This window comes from Novosphingobium sp. MBES04, from assembly GCF_000813185.1.
GTDB classification, from domain to species: domain Bacteria; phylum Pseudomonadota; class Alphaproteobacteria; order Sphingomonadales; family Sphingomonadaceae; genus Novosphingobium; species Novosphingobium decolorationis.
The window spans coordinates 1,511,031-1,528,829 of sequence record NZ_DF850489.1; the positions used below are offsets into that span (position 1 = coordinate 1,511,031).

Genomic DNA, 17,799 nt, shown 5'->3' on the forward strand with positions numbered 1-17,799 from the left:
CCTGCGAATTCAGGAATCCATATCAGTGGACGCGGCGGCCCTTAGACCTATCCGCCCCGCGATGCAAGGCCGGATGCAGAACCTGCATGCGAACAGTGCACCCAAAGCCCGTTCAGTGAACCCGCAGCGAGCCCGTGACACCGAACGCGCGGTCGATCGCAAACTCGTCGGCCGCGACATCGCTCTCGACGACATCCTCAAGGAGCCCCACGGTCTGGTCGATGATCGACTGCATCTGCAGCAGCGTCTCTCCGATCGCCTCCATCGACTGCGCCGCGCGGGCAAAGTCGGCGACGATCACGACACCGTGCTGCTGATCGATGGAGAAGCGGCAACCCAACAGCCGGTCGTGCAGACGGGCGAGCGTCAGGCACATCGGCAGTTCGGGCTCGACATCCTCGAGAACGAGCCCCTTCAACTGGAGCCAGTCCTCCACACGGAACAAGGACCAGGCGCTCCCGGTGGTCTGATCGGTCAGGAACACCTCGTCCGCGCCGATCTCCTCCACGGTGAAGGCGTTGAGCGCGCACCACTGCGACAGTCCGTCGAGCGTGATGAGGCGATGAGGCAAACCGTCGGCAACCATGGGAACCCTAACTAAGCGGATGAAGGCGCAGCGGCGCGACGCCCTTCAAGGAAGCGCCCTGCACACATCGCGCCCCTCTCGTCAAATTCCCGCTTGACACAACGGGAACAAAAATAGAACAAGAACACCACTGGAACATTGATAGAACAGATTCGCGTTTTCCACAAGTCATCCACAGCCCGCACGCACAGCTGCGGGGCGCGAGAAAGGAAACGGTCATGACAGCCTTTGCCGCCAGCCTCTTCGCCCTCGCCGGCCTTGTCTCTCTATGGGTGATCGGAAAAACGCTGCTGGAGTACGCAGCGGCCGCGCGTGGCCTGTCACGCCAGCTTCAGGCCTGCAGCACCACGCTGACCGTGTCCTGGTCCGTGATCGAACGCCCTTCCCCGCACGGCGACACGCAGCGCGGGCGCGTTGTCACGATGGGCCAAGCGGTTCGTCAAGCTCGTCGAGTTCCGGCTCCGGCACGGCCAATGGACCTTGCCGCCTGACCTTGGCGTAAACGAACAGGCCATAAGGCAGCAGCGCCAGATAGCCGATGGTGAGCACCGCCAGCGTGGGCCAGGGCTCGACCAGGAGCGCTGCCATCACCAACCCGACCAGGGCCAGGACGAAAAGACGCACGCCCGGCGCGGGACGCAGGCGCGACCAGCTGAGCGTGGGAATATTCGAGATCATCAGGAAGGCGGCCAGCACCATCCACACGCTGACGCCGATGGGATTGGCAAAGTCGCGCTCTCCGCTCGCGATCCACAGGCACAGCGGCAGGAAGCCGAGCACGGCCCCAAGCGGCGCCGGGACGCCGGTCAGGAAGCCTGCCGCCTTGTGCGGCTGATCATCGAGATCAAGACGCGCATTGAAACGCGCAAGTCGCAGCACACAGCAGATCGCAAAGGCCAGCGCCGCCATCCAGCCCAGGCTGGGCAGCGCATGAAGCGACCAGAGATAGACGATCAGCGCAGGCGCGACACCAAACGAAATGGCGTCGGCCAGGCTGTCCAGTTCCGCACCGAAGCGCGACTGCGCCTTGAGCAGGCGCGCCGCGCGGCCATCGATACCATCGAGGACGCCCGCCAGAAGGACGGCCTGGACCGACTTTTCGAAATCCCCGGCAATGGCAAAACGGATGCCGGTCAGGCCCGAGCAGAGCGCCGCGGCGGTAATGGCATTGGGCACAAGCGCGCGCAGCGAAAGGCCGCGCGCCATGCGCCGGGCACGCGATTCCGAAGCCCCGTCCGGGCCCGGCGTGTCGTCCGAGGGCGCGGCGGCCTGGGGAATCGCGTCCTCGCTCACTGGCAGATGCCCTCGATCATGGGGGCGGCACCAATTTCGCCAAGCACGGTCTCACCCGCGACGATACGCTGGCCCATGAGCACCTTGGGCTCGGTTCCGGCGGGAAGGTACACGTCGACACGGCTGCCGAAGCGGATAAGGCCAATGCGCTGGCCTGCGGCGATGATGTCGCCGGGCTTCACGAACGGCACGATGCGGCGTGCGACAAGCCCCGCGATCTGGGTGAAGCAGACCTGCTGACCGTCACCGCGCTCGATGAGAATGTGCTGACGCTCGTTTTCTTCGCTCGCCTTGTCGAGGTCAGCGTTCACGAACTTGCCGGGGATGTAGATGACGCGGCGGACGGTGCCGCCAATCGGTGCGCGGTTGATGTGGACGTCGAAGACACTCATGAAGATCGAGACGCGCGTGAGCGGCGCGTCGGAGAGCGGCGGCATGCCGCTGCCATCGTCAACGGTCAGCTCGCGCGGCGGCGGGACCTTCTGGATCAGCGTCACCAGGCCGTCGGCCGGCGCAACAATCGCGCGCTCATCCTGCGGCGTCACGCGCAGCGGATCGCGGAAGAAGGCGAGCACGCACAAGGTCAGGACGGCGAGCGGCCATCCGAACCAGGGTCCGAACAGGACCCAGACGCCCAGCGCCAGGACACCGGCAATGGCGCCGAACTTGCGCCCTTCGGGATGAATGGCCGGCCATTGCCACGAGGCATCGCCACGACCCTGATTATCGAGAATATCTGAGGACATCGGTTTCCTCTAGTGAGTGGCGTTCAAGACCGCAATGCCGCCACGCGCGGGAAGTTCCGCAAAGCGTGCGCAAAGCTGTGTCTTGCACTCCAGGGACAACCGTTCCTGGGCCCCTGCCGCTGGCAAGCCGTACTCATCTGGAAGAATGGGCTGATAAAGGCATCCGCGCCATGGGTTCAGCCGCCACCCGATCCGCCTTGGCGGATCCCTTCGTCATCGCGATTTCGAGAGAAGGGCTGGTGGTGGACAGGGCTGGATTCGAACCAACGTACGCTTGCGCGGGCAGATTTACAGTCTGCTGCCTTTAACCACTCGGCCACCTGTCCACACCAGTCATCTGGCTGAGATTTTCCTTTCGGATCATCTCGTTGGTCGAGAGCGTTTAGTGCCGCCCCCGTTGCCGAGGACCGGCCCAATGCCGAACTCGGCCTTGCCTGTCAATGGGTCGAATGGCAGGAGCGGCACATAATTTGAATTTTTTTGAAAAAAGGATCACACGAGATGAGCAAGCGCGGACAGGGGAAAGCCCTGCGCGGCCGGGCCGGACGCATGAAAAACGGCCGGGGATCGGGGCGCGCGAGCAGCGGCATGGTCCGCCTGTGGGGTCGCCATGCGGTTGAGGCGGCGCTCAAGAATCCGAATCGCCAGCACCGCAAACTTTGGGCGACTCGCGAAGGCGTCGAATCACTTGATGGCGAATTGCCCGTCGATTTCACCGTCGAATGGGCCGAGGCACCCGACCTTGCCCGACTCGTTGCACGCGATGCCCCCCACCAGGGCCTCGTCCTGGAATGCGAGCCGCTCGACGATTTTTTCCTCTCAGACGTCCTCGACAACGATCCCGCGCGCCCGGTGCTCGTCCTCGACCAGGTGACCGATCCGCATAACGTCGGCGCGATCCTGCGTTCGGCGGCCGCCTTCAATGCCTGCTGCATCGTCACCCAGGACCGCCACGCGCCCCCCGAATCGGGAACGCTGGCAAAATCGGCCTCGGGCGCGCTCGAAATCGTGCCGTGGATCCGGGTCGTGAACCTCGCGCGCGCGCTCGAAGAGATCGCCGAAGCGGGCTACTGGCGCATTGGCCTCGATGGCGAAGCCGAATCGACGCTGGCCGAGGCCCTGCCTGCGGGCCCCGTCTGCCTCGTTCTGGGTGCTGAGGGTGATGGCATGCGCCACAACATCGTCCAGCACTGCGATGCGATCGCCAAGCTGCCGATCTCCTCGGACATGGAAAGCCTCAACGTCAGCAATGCGGGCGCGATCGCTCTCTACGCGGCCGCGACGCGCTGAGGCGCCCGGCCAACACGCATCGGAGACGTTCGTCATGCACCTCCCCTTCCCGCGTGCCGATCAGGCACGTCGTGCGCTCGCGGTCTTGACCGCGGGCGCCGCCGCCCTCCTCGTCGCCGCGTGCTTCTTTGCCCCGGGGCGCTTCTCCTCGCGCCTCGATGTCAACGCGGACCACAGCTTCGCCTTCCGCTACACAGGCGAACTCATCATGATCCCGCTGAAGGAAGAGGCCGACAAGGCCGCGCAACCCTTCGAGCCCGAGGACTGCTACGACGAGGACAGCTTCGAGGAGCGAACCTGCACCGAAGATGAGATCGCCCAGCAGAAGGAGGATTGGGCTGCCAAGAAGGGTTCGAATGCCGACGCGGCGCGTGCGCTTCTGGGCGGTATCGACCCGAGCGATCCCGAAGCGGGCCATGAACTAGCCCGCAAGCTGAGCCGCCGCCAGGGCTGGAACAAGGTGGCGTACAAGGGCGGCGGCGTGTTCGACGTCGACTACGCCGTCTCGGGCCGCCTCGACCACGATTTCGTCTTCCCGACCTTCGAAGGCTTCCCGATGGCCAACGCCTTCGTGCAGATCACTCCGCGCAAGGATGGCGCGGTACGCATCAACGCGCCGACCTTCGGCCCCGATGCCACGAGTTCGCCGGCAGCGGGCCTGATCCCAGGCAATCTGTCCGGCCCGTCCAAGGACGGTGGCCCGGCGGAACTGGCCGATGGCACCTTCACCATCCACACCGATGGCAAGATCCTCGCCAACAACACCGACGAGGGTCCGACCACCGACGGCGCGATGCAGGTGCTGACCTGGGCGGTCAATCCGCGTATCCCGGCCGCCCCGACCGCGCTCCTGCAACTGGAGCCCTGAGGGCAGCGCTCAGGGGCGGCGCCACCGGTGTCGCCCCTGACAGCCTCCTCTTTTCCGGCCCCCTCACAGCAGACGCCCACAAAAAAAACGCCGCTTTCCGCACGTGGGGAAAGCGGCGTTTTTGCGTTCACAAGGCCCGTGAGGCGTTACGGGCCCTTGAAGGACGTCTTAGTTGACGGCGTCCTTGAGGCCCTTGCCGGCCTTGAACTTGGGCTGCGACGAAGCCGCGATTTCCATCGGCTCGCCGGTGCGCGGGTTGCGGCCGGTCGAGGCCTTGCGCTTGGCAACCGAGAAGGTGCCGAAGCCGACGAGGCGCACTTCGTCGCCCTTCTTCAGCGCGCCGGTGATGGCGTCGAACACGCCTTCGACAGCCTTGGTCGCATCGTTGCGGGTCAGACCGCTGGTTTCCGCGACAGCGCTGATGAGATCGTTCTTGTTCATTATACCCCCTACCTTTCAGTGGAACAGGATGTGATGGGAAGCTGGATTCGCCTCGTAAGAGGAGACGGAATTGAGCGGTTTTTGGTCACGCTGTCAAAGCCTAAACCGGGCAAAAAAGCGCGGTTTATCGTGTTTTTCCGCCATTTTAGACGCAGAAGCACGTTGTGCAGTGCAGCATGGACTTGCGCCACGGCCCCGCATGCAAATTCGCCGGATTTGCGCGGGGAACGCGACAATGCGGTGACTGCATGGATTTGCCGGTTGCCCAAGCGCCTGCGCCGGGGACAAAAAAGGCGGCTCGCATGCGAACCGCCTGATTGCCGTCCCAGGCCAGAGCCGTGGACGAATGTGACCGAATTAGCCTTCGGTGCGCACGTCGCGACGCTCGGCGATGCGGGCGCGCTTACCGGTACGACCACGCAGGTAGTACAGCTTGGCACGACGCACGATACCGCGGCGAACGACGGTGATGCTGTCGATGTTGGGCGAGTAGAGCGGGAATACGCGCTCCACGCCTTCACCGAAGCTCATCTTGCGAACGGTGAAGTTCGAACCCATGCCACGGTTCGAACGCGCGATCACGACGCCTTCGAAGTTCTGGACGCGGGTACGGGTGCCTTCGACAACCTTCACACCAACCTTGACGGTGTCACCGGCGCGGAAGGTCGGGATTTCCTTGGCGGCCTTGGCAATTTCCTCGGCCTCGATCTGCTGAATCAGGTTCATGAACCTAGTCCTTCGTCTTTTTGCCGCGCATCAGAGGCAGACGGTCCCGAACGTCGACATGACGTTCCCAAAGGTCCGGCCTGCGTGACCGTGTGTGATCTTCCGCCTGGGTCTTACGCCAGGCTGCGATCTTCGCATGATCCCCCGATCGCAGCACTTCAGGGATCGTGCGCCCTTCCCATTCGACGGGTCGGGTATAGTGCGGGTACTCGAGAAGGCCGTCCTCGAACGATTCCTCGGTACCGCTGGAAGCCGCGCCCATTACGCCGGGAAGCAGGCGAATGCAAGCGTCCAGTACCATGAGAGCCGCGCATTCGCCGCCCGACAGGACGATATCGCCGACCGAGATCTCCTCGACCTCGCGGCCCTCGAAGATGCGCTCGTCAAAGCCCTCGAAACGGCCGCACAGGATGATCGCGCCGGGACCTGCCGCGAGCTCGCGAACGCGTTCCTGCGAGATCGGCGTGCCGCGCGGCGTCATCGCCAGCACGGGCGCGCCCGGATTGGTGGCCCGGGCGTGGTCGATCGCGCTCGCGAGCACGTCGACCTTGAGCACCATGCCCGCCCCGCCGCCTGCGGGCGTATCATCGACCGTGCGATGCTTGTCGGTCGCGAAATCACGGATCTGCACCGCGTCCATCGACCAGTCCCCGCGCTCGAGCGCACGGCCCGCCAGGCTGATGCCCAGGGGCCCGGGGAACATGTCGGGATAGAGTGTGAGAACGGTGGCCGCGAACGTCACGAGAGCACGCCTTCCTATTCAAAGATATGCACGTAGCCGCCCGCTTACGGCCATGCCCGGCCAGCGGCGGCTCGGCTCCGGGGTCAATCCTCGGCGAACGCGGCCGTTACCACCAGCTTCTCGGCGTCCCACGAAGGCACAGCGGCCTCGGTCATGGGCACCATGAAGCGCTGGATGCGGCCCTTCTCGTCGCGCTCGGCACGCTCGATCTCGAGCACGTCGCCCGCGCCGAAATTCTCGACCGCAATGACGCGGCCAAGGGCCTCGCCCGTGTCGGAGACAGCGGGAAGACCGATAAGGTCGGCGTGGTAATATTCGCCGTCCGCCAGCTCGGGCATCTCGGCGCGCGGAACGGTGAGGACGGTGCCGCGCAGCTTTTCGGCCGCGGTACGGTCGGTCACTTCCTCGAAACGGGCGATAGCCCCGCCCTTGCCGTCGTCCTTGAGCTTCTTGAGCGTCAGGGCCGAATCGTTGAAGGCGCGGTAGCGCTTGAGCGCCGCCACGCCTTCCCCGAACAGCTTGAGGCGGACTTCACCCGTCACCCCGTGCGCGCCGGTGACGGCGGCCAGGGTGACGGACGTGTCGTGTGCCATATGCCGTGTCCCGAAGGCTTACGCCTCGGTCGATTCCTCGGTGGCTTCGGCAGCCGGAGCTTCCTCGGCGGGAGCGGCCGAAGCGGCAGCAGCAGCCTCAGCAGCTTCGCGAGCCTTCTCGGCCTTTTCCTCGGCGCGTTCCTTGGCCTTGTCGCCCGGCTCACCCTTCTTGGGGTTGTTGGTCGCCTGACGCTCCTTGATGCCGGCCTTGTCGAACATGCGTGCAACGCGGTCGGTCGGCTGCGCGCCGACGGAGAGCCAGTACGAAGCGCGCTCGCCGTTGATCTTCACGCGGTTCTCGTCGTCCTTGGCGAGGAGCGGGTTGTAGGTGCCGATCTGCTCCAGGTACTTGCCGTCGCGCGGTGCGGTCGCGTTGGCGACGACGATCTTGTAGTAGGGACGCTTCTTCGCACCACCGCGCGACAGACGGATCGAAACTGCCATGAGATTACCTTTCTTCTAAATCTTACAAATGTTTGGAATTATTTCTTCAGAAACTTGCTGAGGTCCGGACCACCGGCTCCGCCCGGTCCGCCGAGCCCGGGCAAGCCGCCCTTGGCTCCGCCGCCCAGACCCTGGCCGCCCAGGCCGGGCATCGCGGCATCGAGACCACCCTTGCCGAACATCGCGGCCAGCCCCTTGAGGCCGCCCATCTTCTTGATCTGCTTCATGGCCTTGGACATCTCCTGGTGCATCTTGAGCACCTTGTTGACGTCTTGGACCTGGGTGCCCGAGCCGTTGGCGACGCGGATCTTGCGCTTGGCGTTGAGAAGCGCGGGATTGGCCCGCTCCTTCTTGGTCATGGAGCCGATGATCGCCTCCATGCGCAGCAGCACCTTGTCGTCCATGTTCGAGGCGGCCATCGCGGCCTTGGCCTTCTTCATGCCGGGCATCATGCCCGCCAGCATGCCGAGGCCGCCCATGTTCTGCATCTGACGAAGCTGGGTGCGCAGGTCGTTGAGATCGAACTTGCCCTGCTCCATGCGCTTGGCGAGTTCTTCGGCCTCCTCGACCTTGACCGCTTCGGCGGCCTTCTCGACCATCGAAACGATGTCGCCCATGCCGAGGATACGGTTGGCAACACGGCTCGGGTGGAAGACCTCGATCGCGTCCATCTTTTCGCCGGTACCGGCAAACTTGATGGGCTTGCCGGTGACCGCACGCATGGAAAGCGCCGCACCGCCGCGCGCATCGCCGTCCATGCGGGTCAGCACGACACCGGTAAGGTCGACTTCGCCCGCAAAGCTCTGCGCGACGTTGACCGCGTCCTGACCCGTCAGCGAGTCGACGACGAGCAGTGTCTCGCGCGGGGTGGCGATGGCGGCCACCGCCTTCATCTCGTCCATCAACTGCTGGTCGACGTGGAGACGGCCCGCGGTGTCGAGCATGAGGACATCGACGGCCTGCAGCTTGGCGGCCTGCATCGCGCGGGTGGCGATTTCGGTCGGCTGCTGGCCGGCAATGATGGGAAGCGTGGCAACGCCGGTCTGCTCACCCAGGACCTTGAGCTGCTCCTGGGCGGCCGGACGGTTCACGTCCAGCGAGGCCATCATGACCTTCTTGCCCTGCTTGTCCTTGAGAAGCTTGGAAATCTTCGCCGTGCTGGTGGTCTTGCCCGAGCCCTGCAGACCGACCATCATGATGACGACGGGCGGGCTGGCGGCAAGGTCCAGTTCGGGCGTCACATCGCCGCCCAGGGTCTCGATCAGTTCGTCGTTGACGATCTTGACGACCTGCTGGCCGGGCGTGACCGAACGCAGCACCGACTGGCCAATGGCCTTTTCGGTAACGCGATCGACGAAGCGGCGCACGACGGGAAGAGCAACGTCGGCCTCGAGCAGCGCGATGCGCACCTCGCGCATGGCGTCGCGGACATCCTGCTCCTTGAGCGCGCCGCGGCCACGCAGCTTGTCGAACACACCGCCGAGACGATCGGAAAGGCTGTCGAACATGACCTTGCTCCTCTTTGACAGGCCCCGCCTTGCACAGCGACGAGGCCTATCGAACGCCAAAAACGCCGGTGGGCGAAACCTCGCCGACCGACGCATGCGGGACAGTACGCGAAAAACGCCGGCGGACGAAACCTCGTCAACCAGCGTGGTACGCACATCGCGCGAAACTGATACAACAGAAGCCGCCCTCTTGCGAGAAGCGGCATCTGGTGGGAAATGGTGGAGCCTAGCGGGATCGAACCGCTGACCTCTACAATGCCATTGTAGCGCTCTCCCAGCTGAGCTAAGGCCCCGTGCCATTTCGAAAAACCGGTCTGGGAAGGCCGGTCTGTGTTACCGTTTGGAGCGTCGCCCCGTCCGGTGAAGCGCCATCTAGGGTAGGTCGGTCAGGCTGGCAAGAACTTTTTTCAAAAAAATGAAATTTTTCTGCTCAAGCTAGAATTTGCGCCAATTCCAAGCCCTTGCCTGGCCATTGGCGCCCAACCTTGCCGCGCCGGGTGACCGGCGCCTGCCGGCCGATGCCCCCTTATGCGGGGCATCGACCCACCTGCTCCCGGGAGGCCCCCGGGGAGCGCGCCTTACTCGTCGCGATCGTCGTCGTCGTCGCCGCCGCTCGAGATGCCCAGGTCGTCATCGCCACCCAGGTCCACATCGTTGTCCGGCGAATCGCCGTCGTCATCGATGTCGAGATCGTCATCGGCCAGGTCGTTGTCCTGCTCCTCGACCTTTTCCTTCTTTTCCGCTTCCTCATAGGGGATCGGCTGCTTGGACTTGAGCACCGGCTCGGGCGTCCAGGTGTGGCCGCATTCGATGCAGGTCACCGGGTCGTCCTTGCCCAGGTCGTAGAAACGGGTGCCGCATTTCGGGCAGCCGTGCTTGGCGCCCCATTCAGGTTTGGCCATGAAATGTCCTCGTCTTGGGCGACCCGCGAAGACACGGGCGCTGGAAAAATCCGTTATATGATGGAAAGGCCCCGCTTCAAGATCAAGCACCCACGCACGAACCGGCACAAGGGCCGGCAGGCAGGGCGCACGATCAGGCATTGAAGCCACATCAGGCGCGCGCCTTGCCATGGGCCGCTGCCGCTGTCAAAAGCCGCCGCGATTTTCCGCCCTTCGCCTAGCCCAGAAAGACGCCCTGCCCGTGACTTCCTCTGCCCACGACGCCGCCTCTGCCACTCCGCGCCGTTTCACCGCGCAAGGCCCGCTCAAGGGCCGCACTCGCGTGCCCGGCGACAAGTCGATCAGCCATCGCTCGATCATGCTGGGCGCGCTCGCGGTCGGCGAAACCAAGGTCACCGGCCTTCTGGAAGGCGAGGACGTTCTCGCCACAGCCGCGGCGATGCGCGCCATGGGCGCGACCGTCGAGCGCACGGGCGAAGGCGCCTGGACGGTCAGCGGCGTGGGCGTGGGCGCGCTCCTCCAGCCCCAGGGCCCGCTCGACATGGGCAATTCGGGAACCTCGACCCGGCTGCTCATGGGGCTTGTCGCCAGCCACCCGATCAACGTCAGCTTCACGGGCGATGATTCGCTCTCCAAACGTCCGATGAACCGGGTGATCACTCCTCTCTCGCAGATGGGCGCCAGCTTCGAGGCAAGCGAAGGCGGGCGCCTGCCTCTCATCGTGCGCGGCGCAAGCCCTGCCGTGCCGATCACCTACACGCTGCCCGTCGCCTCAGCGCAGGTGAAGAGCGCGATCCTGCTGGCCGGCCTCAACACGCCCGGCAAGACCACCGTCATCGAGCCTGTCCCCACCCGCGACCATTCCGAGCGCATGCTCAAGGGCTTCGGCGCCGAGCTTGAGGTGGAAACACAGCCCGACGGCACGCGCATCATCACCCTCACCGGCGAAGCGGAACTCAAGCCCCAGACCATCGAGGTCCCGGGCGACCCCTCCTCGGCAGCCTTCTTCCTCGTTGCCGCGCTCATCACGCCGGGCAGCGATGTCGTGATCGAGAACGTGGGCCTCAATCCCACGCGCGCTGGCCTTGTCGACGTACTCATTGCAATGGGCGGCCAGATCGAGAAGCTCGACGAACGCGACGTTGGCGGCGAGCCGGTTGCCGACCTGCATGTGCGCCACTCCGCGCTCAAGGGCATCGAAGTCGACCCCGCCGTGGCGCCGAGCATGATCGACGAGTTCCCCGCCCTGTTCGTCGCCGCCTCGGTTGCCGAGGGTGTGACGACGACAAGTGGGCTCGACGAACTGCGCGTCAAGGAATCGGACCGCCTTGCGGTCATGGCGAGCGCGCTCACCGCCGCTGGCGCCACGCTGGAAGAGCGCGAGGACGGCCTGGTCATCACCGGCACCGGCGGCAAGCCCCTTCCCGGCACCCGTGCAGGGATCGAAATCGCCACGCACCTCGACCACCGGATTGCCATGTCGATGGCCGTAGCGGGCCTGGCAAGCCGGGACGGCGTGCTCGTCGACGACACCCGCCCCATTGCCACCAGCTTCCCGGTGTTCGAATCGATGCTCGAAGGACTTGTCGCATGATCATCGCCGTCGACGGCCCCACCGCCTCGGGCAAGGGCACCATCGCCAAGGCCCTGGCCGCGCACTACAGCCTGCCGCATCTCGACACGGGCCTGCTCTACCGCGCGGTCGGGCGTCAGTGCGCGAAGAACGGAGGCAATCCCGACAGCGCCGAGGACGCGCTGGCGGCCTGTGCGTTCCCCGACGACCTGCTGGCCGACCCGGAGCTTCGCTCGGAGGTGACCGGGGGGCTGGCAAGCCGCGTCTCGATCCACCCGCCCGTGCGCCAGGCGCTCTATGAACGCCAGCGCAGCTTTGCCACGCAGCCGGGCGGCGCGGTCCTCGACGGGCGCGACATCGCCAGCGTCATCGCGCCCGAGGCCGAGGCCAAGCTCTTCGTTACCGCCAGCGTCGAGGCCCGCGCGCAGCGCCGTTTCCTGGAAATGCAGGAGCAGAACCGCGACGTCACCCTCGAGGACATTGCCGCCGACCTCGCCGCGCGCGACGAACGCGACCGGGGCCGCAAGGACGCTCCGCTGGTGATTGCCGAGGGCGCGGTCGAGATCGACACCTCGGACCTGCGCCGCGAGGAAGCTATCGCGGCTGCCATTGCCGCGGTCGAGGCTTTCCGCGCGGGATAACGCCCACCCTATCACACAGAACATGAAGAAGGGGCCGCAAGTATAGCACTTGCGGCCCCTTCTTCATGTTTCGACCTCGTTCGCCGGATCAGGGTACCAGCACCGCGCGCCCCGGCACCTTGCCCTCGCGCAGCCGGTCATAGACCTTGACGGCCTCATCAAGGTCGTGCGTTTCGATATCGGCCTTGATCTGCCCGCTGCGGGCCAGCGCGATGACCTCGATCAGTTCAGCCCGCGTGCCCCAATAGGGAACCATGACCTGCGATCCATAGGGCATGGTGTTCGCATTGTAGCTGAGCGTTCCGCCCGCCAGCCCCACGATCGTGAGGCGGCTGTCGCGCCCGATCAGCGAACTCGCCAGGTCGATCGTCGCCTGCGCCCCCACGAAGTCGAGCGCCACCGTGACGCCGCGCCCGCCGACGAGATCACGGATCTCCTCCTCGGCGCTCTTCGAACCGGAATTGACGACCACATCCGCGCCCAGCTTGCGGGCTGTCTCCAGCTTGTCTGCGCTGATATCGGCCGCCACGATTCGCGAGGAGCAGGTGGCCTTCAGGATCTGGAGCGCCATCTGCCCAAGCCCGCCGATGCCGGTGACGAGCACGGTCGCATCGGGCGTCAGCTTGGCCTGCGCAGCTCGGATCGCGTGATAGGGCGTCAGAGCGGCATCGCTGAGCGGTGCGGCCTGCGCCGGATCGAGATCGCCCAGCGGCACCAGCAGGCGCGGATCGGGCACGATCATGTACTCGGCCATGCCACCATCGGAGCCCAGGCCACCACCGAAGGTCGGCAGGCTGGCGTGATTCTCGCAGTAATTCTCCGCCGAGGTCTGGCAGTGGTGGCACGAACCGCAGCCCCAGGGGCCGTAGACAGCGACCGCGTCGCCCTCCTTCCAGCCCGTGACGCCCTGTCCCAGCGCCTCGATCCAGCCTGCGTTCTCATGGCCAAGCGTGAAGGGCCCCTTGAACGGCACCTCGCCATCGAGGACGTGAAGGTCGGAGTGGCAGACACCCGCGCCGCCGATCCGCAGGAGGACTTCCCCGGGCCCCGGCTCGGGCTTCGCGATGTCGACGATTTCCGGCGGGCGGCCGCCCTCGATGAAGCGCACGGCTCTCATGGCAATTCTCCAGATCGTATCATGTTTGCAGCTATTCAACGACTTAGGCCCGATCGCGTTCCGATGAATTGACAGACATCAAGCGAAACCGGCCCGCCAGCGCCCTCACGCAGGAAATTTGCGCCCTCCCCCGCATACCCCGCCATTTCCCTTGCATTTCCCGCCCCACGCGCGTAGGCGCGCCGGTTCGAGGGGCCGTTCAGTCGGCTCCAAGAGCGCTGTGCAGGTATCCGGCCTGCATGGCAGTTCGGCCCTTTTGGCCCGCCGATGCAATGGTGCGGATGGCGGAGAAAGACCGGCGGAAACAACCGCCTGGCCGGAAAAACGTACAATCTGAGGATAACCTCTTAATGGCTACTTCTGCCAATCCGACCCGCGACGATTTCGCGGCTATGCTCGACGAGCAGCTCGGTGGCGTTGCTGACGACGGCTTCGAAGGCCGCGTCGTCAAGGGCACGATCACCGCAATCGAGAACGACAAGGCCGTCATCGACGTAGGCCTCAAGAGCGAAGGCCGCGTGCCGCTGCGCGAATTCGCGCGCGGTGAAGACGAGCACGGCCTCAAGGTCGGCGACGAAGTCGAAGTCTACGTCGACCGCGTCGAGAACGCCGACGGCGAAGCGATGCTGTCGCGCGACCGCGCTCGCCGCGAAGCCGCCTGGGACAAGCTCGAGAACGAATTCGGTGAAGGCAAGCGCGTCGAAGGCGTGATCTTCGGCCGCGTCAAGGGCGGCTTCACCGTCGACCTCGACGGCGCCGTGGCCTTCCTCCCCGGCTCGCAGGTCGACATCCGCCCCGTGCGCGACGTCACCCCGCTGATGGACGTGCCCCAGCCCTTCCAGATCCTCAAGATGGACCGTCGCCGTGGCAACATCGTCGTGTCGCGCCGCGCCGTCCTCGAAGAGACCCGCGCCGAGCAGCGCAGCGAGCTCATCGACAAGCTGAGCGAAGGCCAGGTCATCGACGGCGTCGTCAAGAACATCACCGACTACGGTGCGTTCGTTGACCTCGGCGGTATCGACGGCCTGCTCCATGTCACCGACATGAGCTACAAGCGCGTCAACCACCCGAGCGAAGTGATCGCCATCGGCGACACCGTCACCGTCCAGATCATCCGCATCAACCAGGACACCCAGCGCATCAGCCTCGGCATGAAGCAGCTGGAAAGCGATCCCTGGGAAGGCGCAGCGGTCAAGTACCCGGTCGGCGCGAAGCTCTCGGGCACGGTCACCAACATCACCGAATACGGCGCCTTCGTGGAGCTGGAGCCGGGCATCGAAGGCCTGGTCCACGTTTCGGAAATGTCCTGGACCAAGAAGAACGTCCACCCGGGCAAGATCGTTTCGACCTCGCAGGAAGTCGAAGTCATGGTTCTCGAGGTCGACTCCGACAAGCGTCGTATCTCGCTCGGCCTCAAGCAGGCTCAGCAGAACCCCTGGGAAGGCTTTGCAGAGCGTCACCCGGTTGGCTCGACCGTCGAAGGCGAAGTCAAGAACGCGACCGAATTCGGTCTGTTCATCGGCCTCGATGGCGACGTCGACGGCATGGTCCACATGTCCGACATCGCATGGGGCATCTCGGGTGAAGACGCCCTGGCCCTGCACCGCAAGGGTGAGGTCGTCCAGGCCGTGGTTCTCGACGTCGACGTCGACAAGGAACGCATCAGCCTCGGCATGAAGCAGCTCGAGCGTGGCGCTCCGGCCGCTGGCGGCACGGTCACCGGTGGCAGCTCGCTGCGCCGTGGTGAAACCGTCACCGTCACCGTCCTCGAAGTCCGCGACGGCGGTCTCGAAGTCCAGGCTGGCGAAGACGGCGCGACCGGCTTCATCAAGCGCTCGGACCTCGGCCGTGACCGCGACGAGCAGCGCCCCGACCGCTTCCAGGTCGGCCAGAAGCTCGACGCGATGGTCACCGGTTTCGACCGTTCCAAGAAGCCGAACTTCTCGGTCAAGGCCCGTCAGCTGGCCGAAGAGAAGGAAGCGGTGGAGCAGTACGGTTCGTCGGACTCGGGCGCTTCGCTCGGCGACATCCTCGGCGAAGCTCTGAAGGGCCGTTAATCGGACCTTTCAGCCTCACCGAAGCTGAAATCACCAAGAGCCCGCCCGGAGCGATCCGGGCGGGCTTTTGCGTTTGCGCGATTACCCTGCCCGGCATGACCCGAGCCGCGACCGTGAACCTTTTTGGCCGCTACGGCCTTGCCATCGCGCTGATGCTCGTTGGTTGGTGTGCATTTGCCATGGGTTACGCCCTGCTTGGCCGCCCGCATGCGACGAGCGCCGCAGGATATGCCCTGTGGATCGTGGCCGGTCTCGTCACCCTTGTGCAGGCACTCTGCATGAGCGGTACAGGCCCCGGCGCTGTGGCCACCGTCGCGCGCGCGGCCTGGCCCCTGTCATACCGCCTCATCCTGGCGGCAACGTTGGCTCTCTTCCTCATCTGGGCCTGGGATCAGTTCCTTGGGGAAGAGCGCATTCCCCCGATGGGCTTCATGCCCCTGGTCGGCGTGAGCGCGGCGCTCGAACTGGCCGCTTCGCCACGTGACCGAGCCGGTCCCCCGACCACCATCCCCAAAGCCTGAAGTCAGGTCTGCGACACCGCCACAAACACGGTTCAAACGTGTGCCCCGGACATTTGCCTTCCCATGCCGGCTGGCCTAACGCAGCCTCATGAGCCATCCCCGCAAGAGCCCGCTCGGCACACTCCTCCAGGCCCGGCGCGACCGCGTGGGCGCCCTCTTCGTCGCCCTCGCCATCGTCACCGCCTTCCTGCCGCCAACCGCCTTTGCGCTCGTCGCGGGGCTGGAAGCGCTCGCGCTCGTCCTCGCCTTGCGCACGGCACGCGCCATGACACCCGAGGAACGCGCGCCGATGTCGATCCTCGGGCACATCTCGGCGGTCGTGGCGGGCTCGCTCGTCTGCGTGTTCTTCATCAGCCGCTATGTGCACTACATCAGCTTCCAGACGCAGGCGGTTGCCTCCGTCCTCCTGATCGGCGCGCTCGCCATTCTGCTGGTGCTGCGCCGCCCGGTGCACTGAGACAAAGCTACCAGGTCCCGACTTCCTTTGACACTTGGGACCCTTTGCCTAGACTCAAGACCATGCAAGGAGAAAGGAGCGCCATGCTCGAAGTTCACCAGTTTCCGTGCCTGAACGACAACTACGGCTACCTGCTGCACGACAGCGCCTACGGCGAAACGGTGTGCATCGACACGCCCGATGCCGAGGAATACCTGAAACAGGCGGGCCAGAAGGGCTGGCAGATCACCCAGATCTGGAACACCCACTGGCACCCCGACCACGCGGGCGGAAACATGGCGATCAAGGCCGCCACCAATTGCACGATCACCGCGCCCGAAGGCGATGCGGGCAAGATCGAGGGCGTCGACCGGATGGTGAAGCAGGGCGACATCGTCACGATCGGCGACCGCGAGGGCAAGGTCCTCGACGTGGGCGGCCATACGCTGGGCCACTGCGCCTACTGGCTTGCCGGCGCGCGCATGGCTTTCGTGGGCGACAGCCTCTTCGCGCTGGGCTGCGGGCGCATGTTCGAGGGCAGCCCCGAACAGTTCTGGACCAGCCTCAAGCGAATCAAGGCGCTTCCGGCCGACACGCTGATCTACTGTGCCCACGAATACACCGAGGCGAATCTCAAGTTCGCGCTTCACGCCGATCCCGACAACGCCGAACTTGCCGCCTATGGCGAGGACATCGCCCGCTGGCGCGCCGAGGGCCTCCCGACCGTGCCGACGAAGCTCCAGCGCGAACTTGCGACCAACCCCTTCCTGCGCGCCGACGATGCGGATCTTTCCGCCCGCTGGGCTCCCGACGGCCACATGGGCGACCCGGTCGCGACCTTTGCCGCCCTGCGCGCCGCCAAGGACAACTTCTGAGCCCGGGTGGGCGGGCCCATACGCAAGCGCCCGCCCAAGCCTGCCTCAACCGTCCGTGAAGCCGAGGAAGGCTCGCTCCGCAGGACAGCGCACATGGCCGCGCCAGTACGCCCGCACTGGAGCCCGCGCCCCGGCAGTGAGTATACGGAAACGACGAAGTTTCAGGGGCCTCCGCGCTATGACCCCGCCCGCAGAACACATATAAAGAACTCTTTATATCCGCCTTGACGGTGCCGCATCGCTGCGCTCTAAGGCAGGTGTCGCGGTTCATGGCGCTGCAGTGCAGCATGCCCGGCTCGCGACCACGAAACTACGAACCGCGCCGGGACACAAGGAGCCCTGCGGATGCGGAGCAGGGCTGGCCTTCCCCAAGGAACCACGCCTTCCTCCGACACTCCGCACACGCCCCAGCCCGCCGGAGCCAGAACAGGCGTGTGGCC

General features: G+C 65.3%; 20 protein-coding genes and 2 tRNA genes. 9 read left to right on the forward strand and 13 right to left on the reverse strand.

The genetic code is table 11. The features are described from left to right. Positions 1-112: 112 nt before the first annotated feature. On the reverse strand, positions 113-586 hold the full coding sequence (locus MBENS4_RS20535) for a hypothetical protein (protein WP_039394241.1): 474 nt from the start codon (positions 584-586) through the stop codon (positions 113-115). A gap of 218 nt (positions 587-804) precedes the next feature. Here MBENS4_RS20535 and MBENS4_RS25570 point away from each other — a divergent pair, with 218 nt between their 5' ends. Then, entirely contained in the window at positions 805-1,077 is a 273-nt protein-coding gene (locus MBENS4_RS25570) for a hypothetical protein (protein WP_144401017.1), read from the forward strand. On the opposite strand, the gene pssA is transcribed toward MBENS4_RS25570, so the two are convergent. The 3 genes from pssA to MBENS4_RS20550 all read right to left on the reverse strand — a co-directional run bounded on the left by pssA (position 1,004) and on the right by MBENS4_RS20550 (position 2,951). After that, positions 1,004-1,792 carry a CDP-diacylglycerol--serine O-phosphatidyltransferase gene (gene pssA / locus MBENS4_RS20540; protein WP_084592310.1) on the reverse strand — a complete coding sequence of 263 codons (789 nt, stop codon included), beginning with the start codon at positions 1,790-1,792 and terminating at the stop codon, positions 1,004-1,006. The genes MBENS4_RS25570 and pssA overlap by 74 nt on opposite strands. Before the next feature lie 83 nt (positions 1,793-1,875). Continuing rightward, positions 1,876-2,625 carry a phosphatidylserine decarboxylase gene (locus MBENS4_RS20545; RefSeq protein ID WP_039394244.1) on the reverse strand — a complete coding sequence of 250 codons (750 nt, stop codon included), beginning with the start codon at positions 2,623-2,625 and terminating at the stop codon, positions 1,876-1,878. Positions 2,626-2,865: 240 nt separating this feature from the next. Next, a tRNA-Tyr gene (locus MBENS4_RS20550) sits at positions 2,866-2,951 on the reverse strand. Between the two features lie 175 nt (positions 2,952-3,126). Between MBENS4_RS20550 and MBENS4_RS20555 the strand changes: the two genes are divergently transcribed. Both MBENS4_RS20555 and MBENS4_RS20560 read left to right on the forward strand, forming a co-directional pair. Next, on the forward strand, positions 3,127-3,915 hold the full coding sequence (locus MBENS4_RS20555) for a TrmH family RNA methyltransferase (RefSeq protein ID WP_039394246.1): 789 nt from the start codon (positions 3,127-3,129) through the stop codon (positions 3,913-3,915). Between the two features lie 34 nt (positions 3,916-3,949). Beyond that, complete coding sequence (locus MBENS4_RS20560) at positions 3,950-4,783, forward strand: hypothetical protein (RefSeq protein ID WP_039394250.1); 834 nt, start codon at positions 3,950-3,952, stop codon at positions 4,781-4,783. A 168-nt stretch (positions 4,784-4,951) separates the two neighbouring features. Here MBENS4_RS20560 and MBENS4_RS20565 read toward each other — a convergent pair whose 3' ends face one another. The 8 genes from MBENS4_RS20565 to MBENS4_RS20600 form a co-directional block, all read right to left on the reverse strand. Continuing rightward, a complete protein-coding gene (locus MBENS4_RS20565; protein ID WP_039394254.1) occupies positions 4,952-5,224 on the reverse strand; it encodes an HU family DNA-binding protein in 273 nt (90 codons plus the stop codon). 357 nt (positions 5,225-5,581) lie between these two features. Then, positions 5,582-5,950, reverse strand: a complete 369-nt coding sequence (gene rplS / locus MBENS4_RS20570; RefSeq protein ID WP_039394257.1) for a 50S ribosomal protein L19 — start codon at positions 5,948-5,950, stop codon at positions 5,582-5,584. 4 nt (positions 5,951-5,954) lie between these two features. Next, positions 5,955-6,692, reverse strand: coding sequence for a tRNA (guanosine(37)-N1)-methyltransferase TrmD (gene trmD / locus MBENS4_RS20575; RefSeq protein ID WP_084592264.1), 738 nt, complete (start codon positions 6,690-6,692; stop codon positions 5,955-5,957). Between the two features lie 83 nt (positions 6,693-6,775). Next, on the reverse strand, positions 6,776-7,285 hold the full coding sequence (gene rimM, locus MBENS4_RS20580; RefSeq protein ID WP_039394260.1) for a ribosome maturation factor RimM: 510 nt from the start codon (positions 7,283-7,285) through the stop codon (positions 6,776-6,778). 18 nt (positions 7,286-7,303) lie between these two features. Further along, a complete protein-coding gene (gene rpsP, locus MBENS4_RS20585; RefSeq protein WP_039394262.1) occupies positions 7,304-7,729 on the reverse strand; it encodes a 30S ribosomal protein S16 in 426 nt (141 codons plus the stop codon). A gap of 38 nt (positions 7,730-7,767) precedes the next feature. Further along, positions 7,768-9,237 (reverse strand): signal recognition particle protein, encoded by a 1,470-nt coding sequence (ffh, locus tag MBENS4_RS20590; RefSeq protein WP_039394265.1) that lies wholly within the window; start codon positions 9,235-9,237, stop codon positions 7,768-7,770. A gap of 217 nt (positions 9,238-9,454) precedes the next feature. Then, positions 9,455-9,530: transfer RNA gene (locus MBENS4_RS20595), tRNA-Ala, on the reverse strand. Between the two features lie 285 nt (positions 9,531-9,815). Beyond that, positions 9,816-10,139, reverse strand: a complete 324-nt coding sequence (locus tag MBENS4_RS20600) for an FYDLN acid domain-containing protein (RefSeq protein ID WP_039394268.1) — start codon at positions 10,137-10,139, stop codon at positions 9,816-9,818. Positions 10,140-10,380: 241 nt separating this feature from the next. Here MBENS4_RS20600 and aroA point away from each other — a divergent pair, with 241 nt between their 5' ends. Both aroA and cmk read left to right on the forward strand, forming a co-directional pair. Next, positions 10,381-11,733: a 3-phosphoshikimate 1-carboxyvinyltransferase gene (gene aroA, locus MBENS4_RS20605; protein WP_039394271.1), complete on the forward strand. Its 1,353-nt coding sequence runs from the start codon at positions 10,381-10,383 to the stop codon at positions 11,731-11,733. Then, a complete protein-coding gene (gene cmk / locus MBENS4_RS20610; protein WP_039394275.1) occupies positions 11,730-12,353 on the forward strand; it encodes a (d)CMP kinase in 624 nt (207 codons plus the stop codon). Before aroA ends, cmk begins: the two co-directional genes overlap by 4 nt. Positions 12,354-12,441: 88 nt before the next feature. Here the strand turns inward: cmk and MBENS4_RS20615 are convergent, their stop codons facing one another. After that, positions 12,442-13,470, reverse strand: coding sequence for an NAD(P)-dependent alcohol dehydrogenase (locus MBENS4_RS20615; protein ID WP_039394277.1), 1,029 nt, complete (start codon positions 13,468-13,470; stop codon positions 12,442-12,444). Between the two features lie 350 nt (positions 13,471-13,820). Here MBENS4_RS20615 and rpsA point away from each other — a divergent pair, with 350 nt between their 5' ends. The 4 genes from rpsA to gloB all read left to right on the forward strand — a co-directional run bounded on the left by rpsA (position 13,821) and on the right by gloB (position 17,359). Continuing rightward, complete coding sequence (gene rpsA / locus MBENS4_RS20620; protein ID WP_039394280.1) at positions 13,821-15,527, forward strand: 30S ribosomal protein S1; 1,707 nt, start codon at positions 13,821-13,823, stop codon at positions 15,525-15,527. Positions 15,528-15,622: 95 nt separating this feature from the next. Further along, a complete protein-coding gene (locus MBENS4_RS20625) occupies positions 15,623-16,048 on the forward strand; it encodes a hypothetical protein (protein ID WP_144401018.1) in 426 nt (141 codons plus the stop codon). Between the two features lie 88 nt (positions 16,049-16,136). Then, on the forward strand, positions 16,137-16,505 hold the full coding sequence (locus MBENS4_RS20630) for a hypothetical protein (RefSeq protein WP_039394287.1): 369 nt from the start codon (positions 16,137-16,139) through the stop codon (positions 16,503-16,505). Positions 16,506-16,588: 83 nt separating this feature from the next. Beyond that, entirely contained in the window at positions 16,589-17,359 is a 771-nt protein-coding gene (gene gloB / locus MBENS4_RS20635; protein ID WP_039394290.1) for a hydroxyacylglutathione hydrolase, read from the forward strand. The last annotated feature ends 440 nt before the right edge of the window (positions 17,360-17,799 follow it).